The organism is Paenibacillus sp. 23TSA30-6, assembly GCF_014858585.1.
Classification (GTDB): Bacteria; Bacillota; Bacilli; order Paenibacillales; family Paenibacillaceae; genus Paenibacillus.
Map to the genome: position 1 here is coordinate 35,748 of NZ_SLTL01000019.1, position 21,231 is coordinate 56,978.

Genomic DNA, 21,231 nt, shown 5'->3' on the forward strand with positions numbered 1-21,231 from the left:
ATTGTTGTTTAAATTTTATGATAGCGCTTACATAAAAGTAAAGGGACGAACACGCCCTTTTTGTTCAAAAATCCGAGCTAATGCTTTAAAAATCAGAGGTCCATGAATAGTCGTTCTTCATCCGCTATGCTTTGGATATCCTCAGAGCTAATGCTGATATATTGATAGCCTTCTGCCTGTTGTTTTTTTAATGCCAGTTCTTTCATAAAACGTGGGCTGCCCTCCCCGGCATCCTCGTCATAAACGAGCAATAAACCATCGGTTTTGCGGAAAAGCAGTTCATCCCGTGCCTTGAGTTGCCATATTCCCTGATAAGGCTGGCGGCTGACGACTCCTACATAGTCAACTCCCTTACAGATCTGCTGAAAATACTCCTTTTTGTCCTCTTTCCATTTTTCCTCCATATTTTGATAAGCCACCATAATGGAGCATTTCAAGTGAGGATATTGCTGCTTCAGTGAAATTGCCACTTCACAGGCCCACAGATCCACCCCGTACTGACCAGGAGTAATAATCCACTCCAGTCCTTCTTCAATCAGGGGAATGAGCCTGCCTGTGATCGCCTTTTTGATATATGGAATGCCTTCGTGCTTTTGGTTGAAAATATTCAATTCATGAGCGCGGTAGCCCGAAACGAGTAAGTTTTTCATCATCTCAACGTCCTTCTCGAATGATCATAATGGTTATTGTACCACTTACAAGGAGGCCACTACATAACTTAGTTCTTTGGAGAGCTAAGCAAATACGTCCAAAAAGACGAACTTCGCTCCATGTTTGGTGGATGAGGTTCGTCTTTTGGGATTCTCTACTGGTTTCGTGTTCATGCTTCTTTATGAATAATGCATTTGGTAAATTTGTTCTCCTGATATTTTTGTAATTGGGCAAGATTATTCTTTTCCATTAAAAATACTCCATATTTTGGTATTATTACTAACTTATTAAAAACGGATTTCATACTCGCAATAGTCGTCTCCGTTTACATTACATACTTCCCCTAGCCACCCAGTACTCTTCAAGTAGACGATTTTACACGCACATCTTTAATTCTAATGTTGCTGCTGAATAGGCCCGCATCGCTGCTCAATTTAAATGACGGATAATTAGGGTCTGCCTCAAGCCTCATTCTGCTGTCGAATTGCTGCTCCTGCTGCCGGTCTACAAAAAAAGAATAGGGCTCGGACTGAATGACTATATCGGTAGCATCGGGCGCAGTGACCACCAAGATGACAATTACGCCGTTACATCCACAGCCCTCTGTGTCATAAAACAACTTAAATACTCCCGGTCGTGCTAAAAGCGCGCTTGCTAATCGTTCAACTGACAAGGGGTCCAACTGTAATTGTATATCCATGAGGCTATTCTTCTCCTTTATGCATGAATACTTGGAACCGTGATTCCAAAAGAGCGAAATTTAAACGATGTATATATACATTATAGTTAAGCTTATCATTGTACTTGTGTGACTGCACTCACTTTTTGAACGATGGAGTGATGGTCGGCCGAACCATTTCAGAACAATACTAAAATTTTATCTTTTCGCGGCTTGAACTTTGAAACACACAAAAAAGAGCACCCATCCGGATAGGCTAAGCGCTCTAAATCTACTGTAAGCATTCAGAAGAATGGCCTTTTTATGAAGCCGAAGAGTTCCATTGAAAGGTAGCTGCCGATTTGGCCGGAAGCTTGCAAGTGAAGACTTTGCTTCCTTGCCGAATCTTGAAAGTCCGCTCGTCCGCTCCCGTATTAGCAGCAATCAGGACAAGGGTACCGTCGGGGTTACGGTAGGCGACCGTTTCAATACTTCCGCTGTACTGCGTGGAATCAATACGTACCGCACCCGGGCGGACAAATTTGCTGGCATGTCCAATCGCATAGTATTCCACATTTTTCGTAATGGCACCGCTCAACGGATCAATGGTAACCACGCCGCGACAGTTGGTACAGCCACCATTTGTCGGGCCGCCGGATGGATCCAGCGCCACGTTCCAGAAGAGGACATTTTGCGACCAGTTGCGAGGTGCGCCGATGATCAGCTTGGACATATCCCAGCTCAAATTATCTCCAAAATCCGGACTCCACTGCCCCCCGCTGCATTCTGTCATGTAAACGGCCTTATTCGGAAAGGCATTATGCACGTCTGTCATCGCTGTGGGCTCTCCTTTGTAGCAGTGAAAGGCCGTGCCATGCGTATAGCTTCGGGCTTGCTCATCTCCCATCACCATGCGGGCATAGTCACTCCCGGTATCCCAGTTATGGTCAAAAGCAATAATCTGGGTAGACAATTTGTTCCGACTTAAGGCAGGACCCAGATATTGCTTAATAAAATTTGCCTGCTCGGCTGCCCCCATACTCATGCTGGGATACTTGGACGTGGTGAACTCCGGCTCATTTTGAATGGAAATCGCCTGAATCGGAATGCCTTCGTTCGCATAAGCCCGAATATAACGTACAAAATAGTCAGCATACGCGGAATAGACGCGCGGATCGTTATAGTCCAAATACCAGCCATTGTAGGTCTGCTCCCCATATTTCATCCAAGGCGGCGCAGTCCACGGGGTTCCCATAATCCGAAGGTCAGAATTTCTTCGTACGATCTGCTTTAGCACATCCGTCACGTCTCGATCCTTGGCAATGGAAAAGTGGTTCAGATCATAGTCCTTGCCTGATGCCACATCGTCATAGGTATAGCTGCTGGGCTGTCCCTGTTCATCCACGGAATAATCGGATGCCCCGATGGTGTGGCGAATATAGCTCAATTGAATACCGCTCGCGGTAAACAAATCGTTGAGTAACTGGTCACGCTGATCCGGAGACATGCCGTGAATCATCAGATAAGCGGACGAGCCGGATACCGCTGCGCCGAACCCCTCCATCGTCTGGTAACGAATATCCGGCTTTACCTCAACCGTCAGTACGTTCGAGTTCGCTGTGTTGCCTTTAGCATTATCGTTACTCCAATGTATCGGAGCTTGCTGGGTCAAGCGATTCGCCGGGTCCGGTGACGTCAGCCACATGCTGACGTCACTTTCTGCTTTCGGCTCAGGGTTATTCCGTATAGCAATACTGACCAGAATAGCACAGACCAAAATCGCAGTTGCAGCTACGAGCAGCCACATGTTGGAACGTCGTTGCTTTTGGGGTTTATTCATCGTCCTCAGCCTTCCTTCTATTTCAGCTTTCACTTGGAATCCCCCTTGCATACCTAGCGCAAAAAGAGAGCCGGTGCATATGCCCGCGCTCTCTTGAATATAACCATTTTAGAACAAATGTAACAGGGTTACTTCGCTGTCTTTCCTGTAGATGCTGCCGGAATGGTAACACTTCCTGTCAGACGGATATCCTGAGAGGAGCTACCTGCATAAATGGGTACTTCACCCGATGGCATAACCCATGCTTTAGATTTCTCGTCCCAGTAGGAGAAGGCTTTCGGGTCCAGCTCCACGCGGATATTTTTCTCTTGGCCCGGCTTCAGCTCGACCTTGGACCAGCCTGCCAATTGCCGCGATGGAGTTTCTACATTCGTCGGAAGCTTACCGCTGTACACCTGTACAACCTCTGCTCCAGCTACTTTTCCGGTATTTTTCAATTTCAGCGAGACCTCGACGGAATTCGTACGATTGGATTTCTTTCCGCTTGCGTGCTGTTTTGTTTTCAGATCGCTATAGCCAAACATCGTATAGGATAAGCCATATCCGAAGGAAAATGCGGGTTGAATTCCCGATTTCTCATATCCCCGGTAGCCTACAAAAATGCCATCCGAATAGTCACCTATTCCGTTCACACCCGGGAATTTTTCCGGTGAGGATACCGGCGTGGACTGCTCGTTAACCGGGAAGGTTACGGGCAGCTTGCCGGAAGGATTCACATCCCCGAACAGAACGCGTGCTATGGCATTCCCCTGCTCTTGACCAGCAAACCATGCTTGTATGATGGCGGGAACTTTATTCTGCCAAGTGTCCATTTGTACAGCTCTGCCGCTCATTTGCACAACAATGGTTTTCGGGTTCGCCGCGGCAACCGCACGGATCAGCCGATCCTGATTGTTTGGCAGTTCCATATCGGAACGCTCAACATAACCTTCGCTCTCATAAGTACGTGTAACGATAATCGCAACATCCGACTTTTTCGCCAGCTTCACAGCATTGTCAATCAGCTTGTCTGACGTATCTGCCGGAGGTTCCCAGCCCAAACGAACCATCCCACCGGAATCACGGCCATTTGTCGGATAATCGGCACGATATTCGATCCGCACCTTGTGCTTTTCACCTGCTTTGAGCGAGATGTTTTTCTTCGTGGTACCCAGCTTCATGCCCTGATTATCCACAAATAGCTTGTCATCGAGATATAGCTTGCTTGATCCCAAACTGGTTAAAGATAATGCATAATCGCCATCCTTAGGTGCTGCAATTGCTCCCGTCCAGCGCGCCGATATCAAGCCGTTAAGTGTCGTTGGCGTATTGGGAACTTTAGGGGACTTCGCATTAAAGCCCTGATAATTATAAAATCCAAGGTTCATGTTGACCTGACCATCATTACGCACAAGAACCGGACTACCCTCCATTTTGTTGTTCTTCCAGTATTCGCCCCGCAGTCCCTGCTCGTCATCTCCATAAGTGGCATACCCAACGCTGATATCCTCTTTTTTGTCGGATGTGGTCAGCAATGAGGATGGTACAGCCGATGGGCCCGGCATAATGTCTCCCGCAGAAATCGGGTCCGTACCCGGTGCATATTGGACGGTAACCCCTTTGCCGACACGATTGCGGATTCCCTCTAACGGACTTACAGTATACGTTGGGTTCACCAACGAACTGCCTCCACCTGCTACAGTGCCATTATCTGCATCGGGACCGATAACAGCAATGGATTTGAGCTTATCCTTGGAAATTGGCAAAGTATTATTTTTATTTTGCAGCAGCACCATGCTCTCCTCAGCCAATTGGCGGGCTGTCTTGCCATGGTCACGGGCATCAATCTGCTTATTTTTAACCGGATGATCAAACAACCCTTTACTGAACATTTGCACCAAAATACGCTCAGCCTTATCATCAACTGTTTTCTCACTTACCTTGCCGTTCTTGACAGCAGTCAGCAGTTGATCTCCCCATTTACCAAAAGGTGTACCCGGTGTTTCAAGGTCCAAGCCCGCATTAGCGGACTCTACTGTACTCAGGTTCGCACCGTAATCGCTCATTATGAAACCTTTGAATTGAAGCTCCTTCTTCAAGAGGTCCGTCAAGAGGGTCTTGTTCTCACAAGCAGGCTCGCCGTTGACCTTGTTAAAAGAGCACATCGCCCCTCCCAAATCAGCCTTGGCAATAACCTCCTGAAAGGGACGTATGTAAATTTCATGCAGCGCACGGTCACTGACTTTGACATTCGTCGTGAAGCGCTCCGTCTCCTGATTATTCATAAGATAATGCTTGGCTGTGGCCAACACAGGATGGCTTTGTACACCTTTGACATAAGCGGTCGCCATTTGCGATTGCAGCAGCGGGTCCTCACCCATAGATTCAAAGTTCCGCGATCCCCATGGAATGCGAGCAATATCCATCCCCGGTCCGAGTACAACATTATGAATCGTATTAAAAGCCTCGTCTCCGATCAGATCACCGTACTGTTTGGCAGCTTTGGTATCCCATGTTGCAGCTAACGCAATTGGAGCTGGCAGTGCAGTAGATTGCTTGTTCTGAACGTCCGGATTGGCGATGCGCACCCCGCCAGGACCATCTGCCATCGTCAGCGCCGGAATACCCAAACGCTCAATCGGATCATTGTAAAATCCATAATAATTGTTGACCTTGCCAGTCACCAAATCTATTTTTTCTTCCAGCGTCATTTCCTTCAATAACAGCGTCGTTCGTTCTTCAGCCGAAAGGGACGTATTCATCCAGGGCCGGTCTGTCCGGCTTCCTGCCGCTCCTGCAATATTCATCGGTCCGATCACAACAGCCGCAATGACGGTCATCATCATCATACGAAACAACCATGTTGATTTCACTTTCACGTTTGTAATTCCTCCTTGATGTTAGATCATGAGATGAATGCCAATTCAGCTCTCACAGGCTTGCAAAGGCTCTTGATCCTGCGAGCTCCGACAAGAATCAAAAGCCACGAGATAAGCAAGCAAGTCAGCAAAAGCCGCACTGACTCAAGTGACATGTACAACACCCTACCGTACATTTCTGAAAATTTCATTGAAAAATTCTGGAAACCACTCCCTAGGACCATCATTTATTTTCATAGAAAGAGAGCGTTACCAATTCCGTTAACTGACGATGTTATTACATTTTCGTCACTTTTATATGACGATTTTTTAACTAATTCAAATCACAAAAAATGATTCGTATGGCCCACTCATTCCAGTGCTCATATGAACATCTTTAATCTGCGACCAAAGTTGGAATTGAGCCGATTTATGAGGATTGCATTAATTCCAAACGATGTACACAAAAAAGTCCAAAGAGCTTCAAAAGCTCTCTGGACTTTAAGTGGTTTATTTTTTATTCAATTCATAATTCAATTACTCAAAAGGATACCGAAGCTCCCACTGTGCGCGAATCTGATCCATCAGCTTCATAATGCCCAGTGATTCATCCAAAGATATCGTGGAACTTTCGAATAAGCCTTCATTCAGGCAGCGCCCCACTTCTTCTGCTTCAAAGGCATACCCTGTGGAAGCTCGGTCATCCTGAAAGGTTTGTATCTCTTCGCCGTCCACATGTAAAGTAGCCGACGTGCTATTCAGGAAAGATGGAATGTGGATATATCCCTTTGTGCCATGGATGTATGCCTCATTCGTCAGTCCGAGACGAACTGCCCCGTTAAGCATAGCCGTGCGCCCGTTTCCGTAATCCAGCAGGATGGAGAACGTCTCGTCAACGCCCGTTTCCCCAATATGAGCGGTACTCCATACATGCTTGGGTTCAGGACCAAACACCATCGAAGCAAAAGAAACCGGATAAATCCCCGTATCTAATAAAGCACCTCCGCCCAAATCAGGGTTCAGTAGCCGTCCCTCGGGATTCCAATCTACGCGAAAACCAAATTCCGCCTTAACCAGCTTCACCTCACCAATTCGTCCTGCATGTATCCACTCCCGCACTTGGCGAATCGTAGGCAAAAAGCGTGTCCACATCGCTTCCATCAGGAACAGCTTATGTTCACGCGCAAAGCCGATCAGTTCCTCCAGTTCCCCGCTATTCACAGTGAAAGGCTTCTCACACAGAACGGCTTTCCCCGCCCGAAGAGCGGTCAGAACATTTTCTTTATGAAAAGGATGAGGAGTGCCTATGTATATAGCATCTACCTCGGGATCTTGAGTCAGTTCCTCGTAGCTTCCATAAGCGCGTGCAATTTGGTGCTTGGCTGCAAATTCGGTAGCGCTTTCAATAGTGCGTGATCCAACAGCGTACCCTTCCCCGTTCGTAACATGTACCAAATCCGCGGCGAATTGATCTGCAATCCATCCCGTGCCGACAATTCCCCATTTGATCTTCTTGCTCATACTCGTGTCCCTCCCTGCAATATGGTCAACGTTGACTTACACAACCTCCTTTATTCTAGCAAACGCCTGTCAGGAACAAAAGAATTATCTGGCATAAATGATGAAGCCCCGCCACACGGATCTGCATGGACAGGGCTTCACGCTACTTCAAAATGAATCTCTATATCACAGCTTCTATCTTACGCCTGAAGCTGCGTAAGAATTTGCGGATCTTTGATTTTCTGATCCTCAGCCAGCAGTACAATTTTGGATAAAATCTCGGCTGTTCTTGGATCTTCATCCAGGAACGGCAGGAAGATGCGCCCACGATGCTGCGAATGCACCGGAATGATATGCAGCGCTCCCTTCGCCTGCTTGTAGACACCGCCGCTTCCTAAATGCACCGCATATTCACCAAGGCTGCCGTCTACACGCGCATAATTCCCATCCAAACGTACATTACTGATTTTCAGCAAACGCAGCGATTCCTGCACAATAACGCTGCGCATTTCAATGGTCGTAAGACTGGCTTCCGGATCAACACCGCCCACATGGGCGACACTGACGACCAAATCTACATCCCGCATGACTTCCGAGAACAGCACTGGAGGAACTTCCTCCAACGGCACACTCTTATACGTTGTCCGATCAAAGAATTGCACCATCTCCAGTGTAGGAGCCTCGGTATCGGCTGGTGAGAACCAATCTGCCATCGCGTACAGGTTAGCAATCAGGTTTTCGGCATAATACACCTTCTGGAGTCCTTCCTCATAGCTGACCGTCCACTGGCGACCTTTCAGCAGGGCTACCGTTTTATTCGGCTGTACCTGATGTCCTGCATATCGACGGGAAACGGTGGCACTTGCACGTTCATCTGCATTAGGCAAATACAGCTCACGGAACACCTGTTTAAACGGCTGCCGAATCTGGCGGTCAAATAAATCCTTCTGGAAGTCGCTCCAACGACCACTTTCGTACAAATGGAGCGGATGAGCAATGATCAGCTTGTCCTCTTCACCTACGGGATACTGTTGACCCGAAGGATCGGCCAACCCTGATGTATCTTCATTGAAATATCCCAAGCGATCTCCAGCCTTGAAAACTAGCGTTCGCACCAACGGAGCAAGCACAGGGTTGCCTAATAATCCCGTTAATTCCTTCATCATAAAGGCCGTGCCGGACTCCATAGAGCGCTCCAATTCCTTGCGGGCTCTACGGTACTGATCCACCAGATCGCCTTTAAGCTCCTTCAACGCAGCAACATACTCATCCTTCTTGAAGCGAGCCGGAATAGATTTCAGCGTCTTCCCTTTGCTGACAATCTCAATATCTGCCGTTCCTTCTTCATCAATGACCAACTGTATCGTTGTGGCCTCTTCCAAAGCATGTGGCTCAAAATAAGACCGAAGATCCTCCAGCTTACGGGCTTCCATGTCCCACACGAGCCGGGTTACATCATCGTAACCTGCATTACGTGCTAAATTCCCAAGCGCAATTCGTGAAACCAGAGCTTCACTGGCCTTACGCTGTGCCCCGAATTTTTTGCTCTGTTCCAGAAACTTCTGGATGAAGTCATAACGTTCCCGTACATCTGGTTCAGGAGGTTTGACAAGAGGAATCAGACTGTAGGTCAGCAAATGTTCCTTGTTCCGTTTGTCTTCCACCGACTTTTTCATTTCACTCAGTTTCAGCTTACCCAGCGTCGCATCCGCAAATAACTGGGATCGGCGATGATTGGCTCCGGCCGAAATATATTTGGCACAGTCGTACAGCAGATCAAAACGTTCCTCGCCCAACGTCTCATAGGCCTCATGAAACCAGTGAATATCGAAGGCTCCATCATTAAAATCCTGCGGAGCAATCGGCGAATAATGAGCTACAATCGTTTCCTTCTCGGCGGAAAAACCTTCATTTATATGCGCATGGAAGTACCATGCAGCACTGCGAAGACCTTCCCATCCGAGGTAGCCTGCTACAATTTCAATCCACTGTGGAGCATACATTGCCGCCTCCAGCAGACGTTTATCCGTAATTTTAGCGTTACTCAGCTTTTCCTTCAGCAAAAAAGAATCCTCGCCATCACGCGGATAACATGCCTTGAGCAAGTGGCTGAACGATTCTTTTTTGGTGATACGATCGCCGTAGCCATACACATAACCACGCACGAACGTTTCCTTGTCGAGTCCATCCAGAATACGGAGGAAATAATCCATGCCTTCAATTCGGCTCAATCCCATCACTTTTGGCGTGGCCTCGGTAGGCAAATCACCTCGAACCAATTCAACCTCCAGCAGTCGGTCAATAACCGTACGCCGTATTTCCAAAAATTCCGGATTGCTGGCAATCCATGTATTGCGGGCATTCGTTAAGGAACTCATATGTCTTCTGCTGTCACTGCCAGCCAACAGTTCCCGATACACTTCTCCTACATCGATCAGCCCTTTTTCATACGCTTTAAAATAATCCTCCAGCTCCAGCGGTGAATAAAAGTGATTTAATACGCCTGCCAGCTCATTATAGTTTACAAAAGTATGGAAAAAACGTTTAAAGGACTCATCATCATATACACGCCCTTTCTCCAACCCGATCCACGGGCTGGACAGCAGGTGCAGCATTCCCATGTCCTCAGCAGGTCTGTCCTTCGGCATAGCTTGCATCAATGTATTCAACGAGAAATCAATGGTATCAAAGGTTTTATCACCGGGAGTGTCCAGAAAATAAGCATTAATCAGCGTGCTTACCTGATCGTTATACGTCAGCTCTGCTATCCATCGCTGCATCTCGTTAATTCGATCTAAAGGATACATTTGTTCAGCGAAATCTTTACGCCATCCTTCCAGCAGCTTGTGCTTGCTCAGTTCTGAATAGTCCATGTTATGATTAGAGAAATAACGGTAATAACGGTCAAGTGTTTGATCCATAGACTCCAATCGGTCATATAAAACAAGCTCTAGCAGTTCACTGGCTTCCATGTCGCTCTCCTGCAAATAACGACTCCATTCCTCGTGAAGAGGATATAAAGACAGCATGGAAACTGCTTCCTCATTAGGCTGAGCCAACCGCACGGTACGAAAATTAGCGCCGATTAGCAGCGTTTCTTTGTAACCCGAATAATACTCAGCGGTATATTCTACATCACGATGCTGGTGGACAAGCTCATTCAGTCCGCTCAGGAATTGCTTCATCTTCTCCAGTGAACCCACAAAAACATCACTCAACCGGAAATCCCCCAGATCCGGCTGTTGCTCTAACCAAGCCTCCTTGGCATTGGGCTCGTACAAGCCAAAGCCGTTTGTCTCCGTATAAGCATCCTCCTGCCCCAGCTTGGACAGCAGTTGTTCTTCCTTAGCCGTCGGCTGCTGGATAATATCTGCTAAAGGCTGGAGGGTTTCATACTGCTCGGCACGCTCGGGGTCTGCATAGATCTTCGTCAATATTTCCAGTCCGCCCAATCGTTGCAGCTCCGCCTTTGCTCGAAGCAACCGTTCCAACGAGCCATTCAGAGACTTATCCGGCTGTACCAGCAGCACACCAATGACACTTTGCCGCAGGGAACCCGTCTTGAGCTTCAAGAGCCCCTCCATCTGCTGCATTTCTTCTTCCGCCAGCGTCAGCTTGCGTGCCTTGGCAACAGCGAACTCGCGAATGCTCATACTTTTGTCGGACAGGCTTGAGAAAATAAATTCACGTTGCACCGTATCATCCGGATTCCGCACAAAATGATTCAGCAGCTCGCCACGCAGATCAGGGCTAATCTGATCCTTCAAAGCTACGATTTCACCGATCCAGGTCGCGTCCATATCATAACTGGCGAGATACAGCATTTTTTGAATCGGTGCATCTGAACGGTGATAAACGTTTACAAAATCCAGTACCTTGGAGGGCTCGGTAGACTCGCCTTTTTTCATCTGTTCAAACAGAGCATGAAGTCGCTTAAAATCCTTACGCCGCTCTTCTTTATTTTCCAGTAATGGAGTACGCACCACTTTAACGATCCGATCGGCGACCGTCCCGCCTTCTACCCATTCGTAAAAATAATTACTTGTGTAGTTCGTCAATACCCAATATTGAAGCTCCGGGTTCGTCTCATTCAGATATTCTCTGGCAATCCCCAGACGCACATCCTTGTTTTCACTGTTAGAGAGTACATAAAGCGCTACAATCTTCTGATAAGGTGCTCCCTGCTCCATGACTTGTCGAACCTGTCCATACAGATCATGTTCCTCATGTACTGCGGTAGCCCACAAGCTCATATATACCTCATTGGCATTCGCGCTAGTCAGCCATTCCTGACGCAGCCCGCTATTTGTCAATGCTTCATACGCCTGCTCGATCAGTTGGCGAACCACCCGCTGATTAGCAGACTCCAAGCCCAGGCCTGTCCATACCGCAAGCGCCCGTACCACCGAGCTGTAACGAATGAAACCCTGGTCGATAATCACCTTCAACAGATATACAAGAGCCTCCGGGGTTCCTTCATCCATTTGTTCCACGATGCTTTGGCGCAATCCCTCCTGAAGCTTGGCAGCTGCCAAAAGCTCGCCGATCATATGGTAATTCTCCTCTTGATGGCTCAAGAGCATTCCTTTAATCATGGCACGCGTAAGAAGCGCAGTCTGGTTATCGCCATAAATAATACCCTTTAGCGCCTCCAAGACCTGCGGATTACCGTTGTCCAACTCATAGGCTATCCAATCACTAATCGTCTCTTGAATCCGATAGTCATTCCCATGTTCATAATCCTTTTTCGTTAAATAATCTATAAGCGAGAAGCCGATCCAGTCCATTCGGATAAGCTGCACCATTCTTTTATAAATCCGCGAAGTATGGAATGTGATATCCGAGGTACGGAACGGTTTACGCTCATACCCTGTACTGTAAGGATATTCAGTCACATGCTCCGTTATATATGCAAACACATCCCCGGCCGTTGTTCCAATCAACTGACGTAGCACCTCTGCCAGTGGCTTGAACAGCGGCTCCCCGCTTGCTTCTGCCTGTACTTTTAATATGCGCTGGCATTCGTTAAAAGGCTCCTCATCCTCGCGTATGTAATGAATTCGACCCAGTTCCATAACATGTTGGGCCAATTCCTGTTGTTGTCCATCCAGTTGCGCCGCGCGCCCCTTCAGTTCGGTGAAATATTCCTGCTCATTTTTCTCCTGATGCATATTTCATTTCCCCCTCTACCATAGGCTTCCGGCCAACATTGTGAACCGTATAAATACAATCTCGTCTCCATCCTCAAGCAACAAAGGGGCATCCAGCACAGTAGCTTCCTCGTCACGTACAAAAACCCTGTACAAGCCGTCTTCAAAAGCCTGCATCGCCGTGTTTACCGCATCCTCCACATCAGGAACACCATCATTATAGATGGAGCCGAATCCTACCTTGCCTGTCTCGCCCTGCGCCTGAACCTCCTGCCCTGTGAGGAACGGGATCAATGCGACACTCTCCTGCTTTTCACGCAGTCTGCGAACATTCAGGGCGACGGTAGCAGCAATTAGCTCTCGCAAAGTTTCAGGGGCAGGATTCAGCTCCATTTCCTGTTTTGCGAGTTCCGGCTTTCGTTTTCCCAAACTTTTTACAGTTACAGCCAGCTTCATGTCGTTCCCCTTCCTTCTTGCTCCCGCTTCTGACCCGTTGTCAGTTGAATTTTCCACCCATACAAAGACACCGTTAACGAAATCGAAAACGAATGTTTGTTCGTATATTTATTTTAATATGTTCCCAAGCAATACTCCATCGCCCTATATGACCAAAAATCACAGCCATATCACGCCCAGTAAACTTAAAAACTAAGACTTTTTACCCTGTTTTCGATAAAAAATATCCATATTAAGGATAGAAAAGAAAAAGACCTGTACAAGGAACTCCATCTGCTCATCACAGACTTCATTACCTTATACAGGCCGCAACTAATCATAAAACAACGTTTCAACACTCGTATTTATTTAAAATGCTGGGACAACGCTGTCCTTGTAATTATCCTCGAAAAATTTACGAACCTCCGGACCAGTCATTCGCTTCGCCAGCTTTTGAATGGCATCCGAATCCGCATTATCCTTGCGCGCTACCAGATTAATAGCAAAGTGAGTATCGTCCTTTTCAGTAATTAACGCGTCCTTCTTCGGTGTCAGGCCCAACGGCTTGGCATAAGCGGGATACATGGCAGCCATGTCCACATCATCCAGCGACCGCGCCAGCATTAACAGATCGACTTCTTTGAACACAAACTTTTTCTTGTTTTCAATAATATCAGCCTGTGTGGCATTATAGCCTACACCTTCTTTAAGCTTGATCAGACCGTTTTGCTCCATCATTACGAGAGAACGTCCGGTATTTGCCGGGTCGTTGGCAATCGCAATCGTCGCACCTTCGGGCAGGTCTTTAATGTTCTTGTATTTTTTAGAGTACGCTCCATAGATGGCGTTGTAAATCGGTTTGACTGCTACCAGATCAGACTTGTTGCTTTCATTGTATTGTTGCATAAAAGGAGCATGCTGAAAGAAGTTTGCATCCACTTCATGGGCTGCCAGTGCGTTATTGGGTTGAATATTGTCCGACAGCACGACGATTTCCAGATTAACTCCGTCCTGTTTGAGCAATGGTTTTACGATATCCAATACATCCGTCATCGGGGGAATCAGCGTTGCCACTTTCAAAGTCACTTCTTTTTGAGAAGTCGCTTCTTTAGGCTGTGTTTCTTGTGCCGCCTGCTTTTGACCGCCGCATCCGGCAACCAGCAGCATGACGACAGCGAATAGTGTAAGTAATTTCAGGTTAGTTTTCAGGTTGTTTTTCCGACTCATTAGGTGAGGAACCTCCAAGTAAATTTGTGATTGGGAAGAGGAGAGTGAGTTACAGAGGGGGAGCCGCTTCGCGTGCAGATTGTTCTTCCGATCGCTGTTACCCCCGGATTTTTTTCATTTAGTAAAACATTATAAGGTAAAAATCCGGGGGTAAAGGCGAACGCTATCGCTTCTTTAGAACAATTCTGCCCGCTACGCTTTTGAGGCACTGTAAAGTCATTCTCATTTCCCATGGTGGGTGGTGCAGATGTAGTGCCTACAAGCAAGCTACAATATACTATCGCTTGTCGATCCGGCGGGATATGGTGCTTCCGGTGAACTGGATCGTTTGCACGAAAATAATCATGACGACGATGGTGAACGCCATCAATCCGGTTTCAAAACGCTGATAACCGTAGCGGATGGCGAAATCACCCACGCCGCCGCCGCCCACAATGCCCATCACCGTGGAGTAGGAAATGAAGCTGATAGTGGACGTGGTCAAGCCAAGTACAAGCCCCGAACGGGCTTCCACGTACAAAAATTTAAAAATAAGCTGGAGGGTAGACGCCCCCATAGAAGTGGCAGCTTCGATTACACCCTTGGGCACATCCAGCAGAGACTGTTCCACCAGCCTTGAATAGTAGGCAATAGCTACCACTGACATGGGAACCGTAGCTGCCATCGTACCCAGCGCCGTACCCACCACGAGACGTGTAAATGGAATCATAAACACGACCAGCAGCAAGAACGGGAACGAGCGAATGACGTTGACCAAACTGTTCAGTATGGTGAACACCAGCCGATTTTCATATTTTTGCCCTTTACCGCACAAATATAAAATCGTTCCTGCCGGAAGACCTAACAGTACAGCTGCTGCGATAGAAATACCCACCATGATAAACGTCTCTCCGATGGCCTTCCATATCTCGGACTGATACTGTGCAATGATGCTCAGCGTTTCATTCATGAGCTTCACCTTCTCCCGCTTTTGAACTGTCCGATGGATCGCCTACAGGCTGCGTTGAAAGCAGTCGCCCATCCCGCATCTCCGAAACGCGGCTACAAATACTCCGCACCACGTCCATATCGTGCGTCACGATCACAATCGTAACGCCCAACTCACGGTTGATCTCCCGCAACACGCCTAGAATATCCGCCGTTGTCTGCGGATCAAGCGCCGAGGTCGGCTCATCACAAAGAAGCACCGCAGGTCGATTCGCCAGCGCTCTGGCAATCGCCACACGTTGCTTCTGGCCTCCGCTCAACTGTGCTGGATACTGCTCCGCCTTGTCAGCCAGGCCGACGAATTGCAGGCATTCGCGCACGCGTACCGCTCTCTCTTTTTTCGGTACGCCTGCCAGCTCCAGCGGCATTGCCACATTGCCACTAACCGTACGGTTGTGGACGAGATGATAATGCTGAAAAATCATCCCGATGGATCGCCGCGCTTCACGAAGACGTTTTTCCGGCATGCGGGTCAGCTCGTCTCCATTTACAACCACATTTCCCTCATCCGGCTGTTCCAATACATTCATCAGCCGGAGCAACGTTGACTTACCGGCACCGCTGGCACCTATGATACCGTGAATTTCCCCTTCCTCCACATGAAGGGACACGGATTGAACCGCATGAAATGGGCCGCTTGAGGTCGTATAATGCTTGCTTGCCTGATGCAGCGTAATCATGAAACCTGGCCTCCTGATGATCCATTTCTCAGGGAATACGTAATAAAGCCCGCCAGACCAGGCGGGTTTATGCGAGCCGTCATTTCCCATTGCATTAATATACCACAGGGCAGAAACCCGGCAAAGCCTTTTGGCAACAATTAGCGTACATCCCATGTCCCCACATAAGGAAACTGGATACCAAGTCCCCAAGCCAGTGCAATCATCACCACAAAATAACAAATAAACACGATATCTACAGCCGAATGACGGATCTCATAATAATACGTGCGCTTGGTCTCATTGGCAAAACCCTTGGCCTCCATGGCAATAGCAATTCGCTGGGCGCGCCGGATGCTTTGAGCCAGCAGCGGAATCGCATATCTGCGGAGCGTAGCATACATATTCCATTTGGACACATGCTGATGTACACCCCGAATGCGGTGGGCATGTCTCAACGTTTGGAATTCCTCCAGCATCATCGGCATCATCCGCATCGCCGCCAAAAAGCTGTACGCATATTTCGGAGGAAGCCTCCATTGCTGCATCAGCGAATAAAACAGGTTCACCGGGCGTGTCGTCAAACCAAATAATAATCCTGCCGCCGCCATACTCAGTGCACGAAATCCAAGATGCATTCCCCGATAAAAGCTTTCCTGCGTAATATGGATCAGGCCCCATGTCCACCAGGTCGTCACCCCTTTGCCGAACATCATCATGCCTGTGGAGGTTGAAATAAACACCAGTATAAAGGGAGAACCATACAGCAGCAGTCGCTTCCACGGATGGCCTGACCAGACGAGCAACAGCAGCATAGCGCACGCTACATTGAACATCACGTTCGGATTGTGAATCAGAATGACGACCACGAACAACAAGGAAAACATAACAAGCTTTAATCCCGGATTAACCCGGTGAAGCCATGTTTCATGATGGGGAAAAAACAGGTTCATGCCGCAGTTCCCCCTTCTGTATCCGCCATATATCCGTGCAATATCGACGGACAATTTCCGGGTCATGCGTGACCATCACAATCGCCGTGCCTGCCGCTCTAAGCTGTTCCAGCATGTCCAGCATGACAAAGGTATTACGCGCATCCTGCCCAAAGGTCGGCTCATCCAGCAGCAGCACCGCTGGCTCACGGATAATGGCTGTGGCAATGCTCAGCCACTTTTTTTGCCCCAACGAAAGCTGATACGGATGACGTTCATCCAGCCGTTCCAGCCCAAACTGTACGAGCATTCGATCCACTCGCTCCCGGCGCTGTTCATCCATAAACAAGCTCTCCGGCAGCGAATACTCCAGTTCCTTCCGAACGGTGTGCGCTACGAATTGCAGCTCCGGATTTTGAAACACGAACGCGATACGCTCTGCCAGCTGTTCCGTACCGCCAGCCTCTATTCCGTCCACGCTGTAACTTCCCTGCGTTCGGATTAAGCGCATCATGGAGAGCAGCAGCGAGCTTTTACCAACCCCATTTTCACCGACCACACCAATCCAGTCCCCCGGCTTCACCTGCGCTTGCTCTACATAAATGACTGAGTTCGAACCCCGAAGACCGCTGAAATGCTTCAGCTCCAGTATAGGAGTACCCGCTGCCAAGATGAACGCCCCGCAGTCATTCCCCACTCCATGCTCCTGTGCCCCTTGTTCACTCCAACGTGGTGAAGATGCCTCATCCCATACGCCCGGATACCAGACACCATAATCAGACAACTCCTGCCGATGCTTATGAAATACCTCCTCCGCAGTCCCGTCCGCCATGATTTCCCCTTGAGCAGAAAGCACCACAATCCGGTCCACATCATGGACAATTTCATTAATTTTATGCTCCACAATCACTAGCGTCTGATCTGCCGAAATGTGGCGAATCGTATCCCACACCTGTGCGGTGCCTTCTTCATCCAGCAAAGCCGTCGGCTCATCCAGAAAAAGCACCTCCGGCTCCATCGCCAGCACAGACGCAATCGCCAGCCGTTGCTTCATGCCCTGAGACATGCTGCCAATCGGCATATGTATTTCATCCGTCGAAAGACCGACCTGCGTCAGCAGCTCGCGGATACGAGAAGGCATTTGCTCCCGGGGAACCTGATTATTTTCCAATACAAAAGCCAGTTCCTCGTCCGCATACGACATACAAAACTGCGTATCCGGATCTTGAAATACAACACCCGCACGCGCCGGAATGACAGCAGCATCACATTTCATCGGCACTTCTATCGTGCATGGAATCAGACCGCTCAGCACCTGGAGCAGCGTTGATTTACCACATCCACTCGGTCCAAGCAGCAGCAGCTTTTCCCCCTTGCAGACGGATACAGACATATTGTGAAAAAGCAGCTCCTGCTCACCGGGAAATTTCAAACGAAGACGAGTGACCGACGCCACCACATCTTCGGCAAACAAACTCATCAGTCCAGCCCCTTGTAATCCTGTTCCGTTGCTGGTCTTAAGGTACGTGTCACTCCGGTGACTTCCAGCGCCTTAGCCAGATAGAACGCGAACACCCCGGCAATCACAATACTGCCAATCATCCGGAATCCAACATACAAAACATAGTTCCAGGTCGAAAGCTGATCAATATACCCGTAACTGAAGTCTAAAATCAGAGAGACGATAGCCGATCCAGCCGCAGCCAACGAAGTGACCCACAGGTTAGCGTTCCGGTACAGAAAAACCGCAAAGAACAGTTCTGCTCCCAATCCTTGCAGCAAGCCGTAGTACAAGGTGGACATCCCCCATTCACTTCCCAAAAAAGCACTGACCGTTGCCGCTGCGACCTCTGCCAAAATCGCAACTCCCGGCTTGCGGATAATAAGGTATGCGAATGTGCCCGCCATAAACCACATGCCGTACACCAATTGCTCGGCGTTCAGCCCAAGCGGTTTCACCAGATCATACGCAGGCCCCCATATTTTATAGACCAACCCGAACACGACGGCGATCACAATCGTGACCAAAATATCCGTCAGCTTCAATCCTTTAGACGCTTTTACAGCAGTATTCATTATGATGTACTCCCCTTTTCCCTTAAAATGGGCCTCGTGGCCATGAAAAAAAGCTTGTCCGGAGCTGAATCTCCAGGCAAGCTTTATGCGCAGTAAAAGGTGGATCACCATACAAAACATCATTCGTCGATATGCCTCATATAACCAGTAGCCCAAGCGCAGCCGTCTAACTTGATTATAAGATATGAACCGAACCACTGAATCTATCGACAACCGCAAAACAAGCGGCATTCCTGTATAGTGTTCTAGGTTTCTCTACGCTGGCATTACCCAGATCAGATTTCACGGTCGATGGCAAGGGCCACCCTCTCAGCCTGACTTTCTCAAGCTCCCGACAATGCTTTTTAATTCACTATAATGTACACCACATCTATTGCTTTGACAATCCTACAATCCGAAAAAACGTTTTGCCGTCTCCGTCGTCGCGATTTCAATCTCCATGATGCTTCGACCTGTACATTCTGCAACCGTAGCGGCAATATGTGCGAGATAGATCGGCTCATTGCGCCCTTCCTTCGGCTTTACAGGTAAATTACGCGGGGTGAGAAATGGAGCATCCGTTTCAATCATCAGACGGTCCAGTGGAATATCCCTGACCAGTTCACGCAAATGCTTCCCGCGTCGTTCATCGCAGATCCAGCCTGTAATACCGATGTACAATCCCATATCTACATACGTGTGCAGCTCCTGTGCAGTTCCGGTAAAGCAATGCACCACCGCCTTATCTACCAACCCATGATGCTCCCGTAGCATAGCCACGAAATCCTCATGCGCATCCCGCTCATGCAAAAATAACGGCATTTTCAGCTCGCCAGCCAGCTTCATCTGTTCCCTAAACCATTGACGCTGCACATCACGCGGAGAGAAATCGCGGTTATAATCCAGTCCGCATTCCCCGATGGCTACGACCTGCGGCTGACCCGCCAGCTTACAGAGCTGTTGAATCGTATCCGGGGTACAGTCTTTGGCATCATGGGGATGCACACCAGCCGTCGCATATAGCTTGCCGGGATAACGTGCCGCATACTGAGAAGCCTCCCGGCTGCTGCGGACACTTGTCCCGGTAATAATCAGCGGTGTAATCCCTTCGACTGCCGCTCTCTCCACCACCTGCTCCCGATCCTCATGAAACGAACGATGCATCAGATTTACACCAATATCAATCAGTGACGTGCCCATTTCAGTTCCTCCTTTATAAAACGATAATCTCGGACCATGTTCCCATACCATTATTTCTCCCGATTCATAGTCAACGAACCAGTCTTTACAGATCGGCTTGCCATACTTCCTTCACCGCAGCACGGAACAAATCATCCAGTTGCTGATCACGTCCACCCTCCATATGCTGGAGCAAAGGTGCCTTTTGTTCAAAATAAGCCATTTGCTGCTGGATATAATCATTGACCACAGAAAGCTGTGGCTCAATATCCAGTTCCTCGCCCGCTTTTTTACGTTGCAGCAAATGTCCGATCACCTGATAAAGCTCTGTATCTGCCGGAATTAATTCCCCCAGCAAGTCCTCGAATTCCATCGGAGGCATGCTGTTATAGCGTTCAATCCAGCCACAGGCCAGCAACGGGCGTAGCACGTAAAAATACTTTTTAATCTTCACCTGTTCTCCTTGCAAATAATCCCGATAGTTTCCCCGCGCCATATTCAGATAGTGATACATACAGGACTTAGGCGAAAAAGTTAACGGCGATATAGCGCGAATTTGCTCTGCCACTGAATATGGCTCCAGATAGGGAATCGGGGATTGCAACCATTCCAGCAAAGGCGGATTGGACTTGCGAAACAGACTGAGCGCCTTTTTCAAATCCCAGCCGTTGATATCCAGCAAATCGCTGATCGGGCGCTCAATCACATCCCGTTTATCAAAAATGGACAAATACCACTCCACCGGCCTTACATAAATAAAACGTACATCGTAGTCACTATCCTGTGAAGGAAATCCCCACGCCCGACTGCCTGATTCACAGGCATATACAATACGCACCTGCTCCTCCTGCTCCAAAGCGCGTAGCTCTTGTAATATCGTATCACGCATTTCCGGTTTAATTGAATCCCGCTCATGTTTAATATCTGTCATGCTATTCCCTCCCTAACCACCGATTGTATACTTTGATATTTCCTGAATATGCTGCATTCATTCTACGCTCCGGCTTGGCTGACGGATTCTACTTGGTATGTATATCATCCTTTATTTTGCTTGCCACGAACATGGCGAAAGTATTACAAGGATGAATAAATTCCCTTTTTCCTTCATCTCTTCCCTGTTA

15 protein-coding genes are annotated in these 21,231 nt (G+C 48.3%); all 15 read right to left on the bottom strand.

The annotated features are described in order from the left end of the window. Positions 1–92: 92 nt before the first annotated feature. The 15 genes from E0698_RS17335 to E0698_RS17405 all read right to left on the bottom strand — a co-directional run bounded on the left by E0698_RS17335 (position 93) and on the right by E0698_RS17405 (position 21,041). Entirely contained in the window at positions 93–650 is a 558-nt protein-coding gene (locus E0698_RS17335; protein WP_134914441.1) for an SLOG family protein, read from the bottom strand. A 362-nt stretch (positions 651–1,012) separates the two neighbouring features. Continuing rightward, entirely contained in the window at positions 1,013–1,351 is a 339-nt protein-coding gene (locus E0698_RS17340) for an iron-sulfur cluster biosynthesis family protein (RefSeq protein ID WP_192512350.1), read from the bottom strand. Positions 1,352–1,631: 280 nt separating this feature from the next. After that, positions 1,632–3,149 carry a glycoside hydrolase family 30 protein gene (locus tag E0698_RS17345; RefSeq protein WP_192512351.1) on the bottom strand — a complete coding sequence of 506 codons (1,518 nt, stop codon included), beginning with the start codon at positions 3,147–3,149 and terminating at the stop codon, positions 1,632–1,634. 128 nt (positions 3,150–3,277) lie between these two features. Then, entirely contained in the window at positions 3,278–6,007 is a 2,730-nt protein-coding gene (locus tag E0698_RS17350) for a glycoside hydrolase family 3 C-terminal domain-containing protein (RefSeq protein ID WP_192512352.1), read from the bottom strand. Between the two features lie 516 nt (positions 6,008–6,523). Next, entirely contained in the window at positions 6,524–7,507 is a 984-nt protein-coding gene (locus tag E0698_RS17355) for a Gfo/Idh/MocA family protein (RefSeq protein WP_192512353.1), read from the bottom strand. Positions 7,508–7,686: 179 nt separating this feature from the next. Then, the gene (locus tag E0698_RS17360; protein WP_192512354.1) at positions 7,687–12,657 is read right to left on the bottom strand and encodes a DUF4132 domain-containing protein; all 4,971 of its coding nucleotides are present in this window, start codon (positions 12,655–12,657) and stop codon (positions 7,687–7,689) included. 15 nt (positions 12,658–12,672) lie between these two features. Then, complete coding sequence (locus E0698_RS17365) at positions 12,673–13,092, bottom strand: hypothetical protein (RefSeq protein ID WP_149095928.1); 420 nt, start codon at positions 13,090–13,092, stop codon at positions 12,673–12,675. Positions 13,093–13,440: 348 nt separating this feature from the next. Continuing rightward, positions 13,441–14,298 carry a MetQ/NlpA family ABC transporter substrate-binding protein gene (locus E0698_RS17370; protein ID WP_134911038.1) on the bottom strand — a complete coding sequence of 286 codons (858 nt, stop codon included), beginning with the start codon at positions 14,296–14,298 and terminating at the stop codon, positions 13,441–13,443. Between the two features lie 277 nt (positions 14,299–14,575). Continuing rightward, positions 14,576–15,247 (bottom strand): methionine ABC transporter permease, encoded by a 672-nt coding sequence (locus E0698_RS17375; RefSeq protein WP_192512355.1) that lies wholly within the window; start codon positions 15,245–15,247, stop codon positions 14,576–14,578. Beyond that, positions 15,240–15,965 (bottom strand): methionine ABC transporter ATP-binding protein, encoded by a 726-nt coding sequence (locus E0698_RS17380; protein ID WP_192512356.1) that lies wholly within the window; start codon positions 15,963–15,965, stop codon positions 15,240–15,242. The genes E0698_RS17375 and E0698_RS17380 overlap by 8 nt, the downstream gene beginning before the upstream one ends. Before the next feature lie 140 nt (positions 15,966–16,105). Further along, a complete protein-coding gene (locus E0698_RS17385; protein ID WP_192512357.1) occupies positions 16,106–16,897 on the bottom strand; it encodes an energy-coupling factor transporter transmembrane component T family protein in 792 nt (263 codons plus the stop codon). Further along, the gene (locus E0698_RS17390) at positions 16,872–18,356 is read right to left on the bottom strand and encodes an ABC transporter ATP-binding protein (RefSeq protein WP_192512358.1); all 1,485 of its coding nucleotides are present in this window, start codon (positions 18,354–18,356) and stop codon (positions 16,872–16,874) included. Before E0698_RS17390 ends, E0698_RS17385 begins: the two co-directional genes overlap by 26 nt. Next, complete coding sequence (locus tag E0698_RS17395; RefSeq protein ID WP_192512359.1) at positions 18,356–18,952, bottom strand: ECF transporter S component; 597 nt, start codon at positions 18,950–18,952, stop codon at positions 18,356–18,358. The genes E0698_RS17390 and E0698_RS17395 overlap by 1 nt, the downstream gene beginning before the upstream one ends. A gap of 387 nt (positions 18,953–19,339) precedes the next feature. Then, positions 19,340–20,131, bottom strand: coding sequence for a TatD family hydrolase (locus E0698_RS17400; RefSeq protein ID WP_192512360.1), 792 nt, complete (start codon positions 20,129–20,131; stop codon positions 19,340–19,342). An 85-nt stretch (positions 20,132–20,216) separates the two neighbouring features. Beyond that, positions 20,217–21,041, bottom strand: a complete 825-nt coding sequence (locus tag E0698_RS17405) for a nucleotidyltransferase domain-containing protein (RefSeq protein ID WP_192512361.1) — start codon at positions 21,039–21,041, stop codon at positions 20,217–20,219. Positions 21,042–21,231 lie beyond the last annotated feature (190 nt).

Bases quoted from the DNA above. Each gene is read 5' to 3' on its own strand.
- E0698_RS17380 (WP_192512356.1), bottom strand. From the start codon at position 15,965: ATGATTACGCTGCATCAGGCAAGCAAGCATTATACGACCTCAAGCGGC.
- E0698_RS17390 (WP_192512358.1), bottom strand. From the start codon at position 18,356: ATGAGTTTGTTTGCCGAAGATGTGGTGGCGTCGGTCACTCGTCTTCGT.
- E0698_RS17395 (WP_192512359.1), bottom strand. From the start codon at position 18,952: ATGAATACTGCTGTAAAAGCGTCTAAAGGATTGAAGCTGACGGATATT.
- E0698_RS17365 (WP_149095928.1), bottom strand. From the start codon at position 13,092: ATGAAGCTGGCTGTAACTGTAAAAAGTTTGGGAAAACGAAAGCCGGAA.
- E0698_RS17370 (WP_134911038.1), bottom strand. From the start codon at position 14,298: ATGAGTCGGAAAAACAACCTGAAAACTAACCTGAAATTACTTACACTA.
- E0698_RS17340 (WP_192512350.1), bottom strand. From the start codon at position 1,351: ATGGATATACAATTACAGTTGGACCCCTTGTCAGTTGAACGATTAGCA.
- E0698_RS17385 (WP_192512357.1), bottom strand. From the start codon at position 16,897: ATGAACCTGTTTTTTCCCCATCATGAAACATGGCTTCACCGGGTTAAT.
- E0698_RS17360 (WP_192512354.1), bottom strand. From the start codon at position 12,657: ATGCATCAGGAGAAAAATGAGCAGGAATATTTCACCGAACTGAAGGGG.
- E0698_RS17405 (WP_192512361.1), bottom strand. From the start codon at position 21,041: ATGACAGATATTAAACATGAGCGGGATTCAATTAAACCGGAAATGCGT.
- E0698_RS17400 (WP_192512360.1), bottom strand. From the start codon at position 20,131: ATGGGCACGTCACTGATTGATATTGGTGTAAATCTGATGCATCGTTCG.
- E0698_RS17355 (WP_192512353.1), bottom strand. From the start codon at position 7,507: ATGAGCAAGAAGATCAAATGGGGAATTGTCGGCACGGGATGGATTGCA.
- E0698_RS17375 (WP_192512355.1), bottom strand. From the start codon at position 15,247: ATGAATGAAACGCTGAGCATCATTGCACAGTATCAGTCCGAGATATGG.
- E0698_RS17345 (WP_192512351.1), bottom strand. From the start codon at position 3,149: ATGAATAAACCCCAAAAGCAACGACGTTCCAACATGTGGCTGCTCGTA.
- E0698_RS17335 (WP_134914441.1), bottom strand. From the start codon at position 650: ATGAAAAACTTACTCGTTTCGGGCTACCGCGCTCATGAATTGAATATT.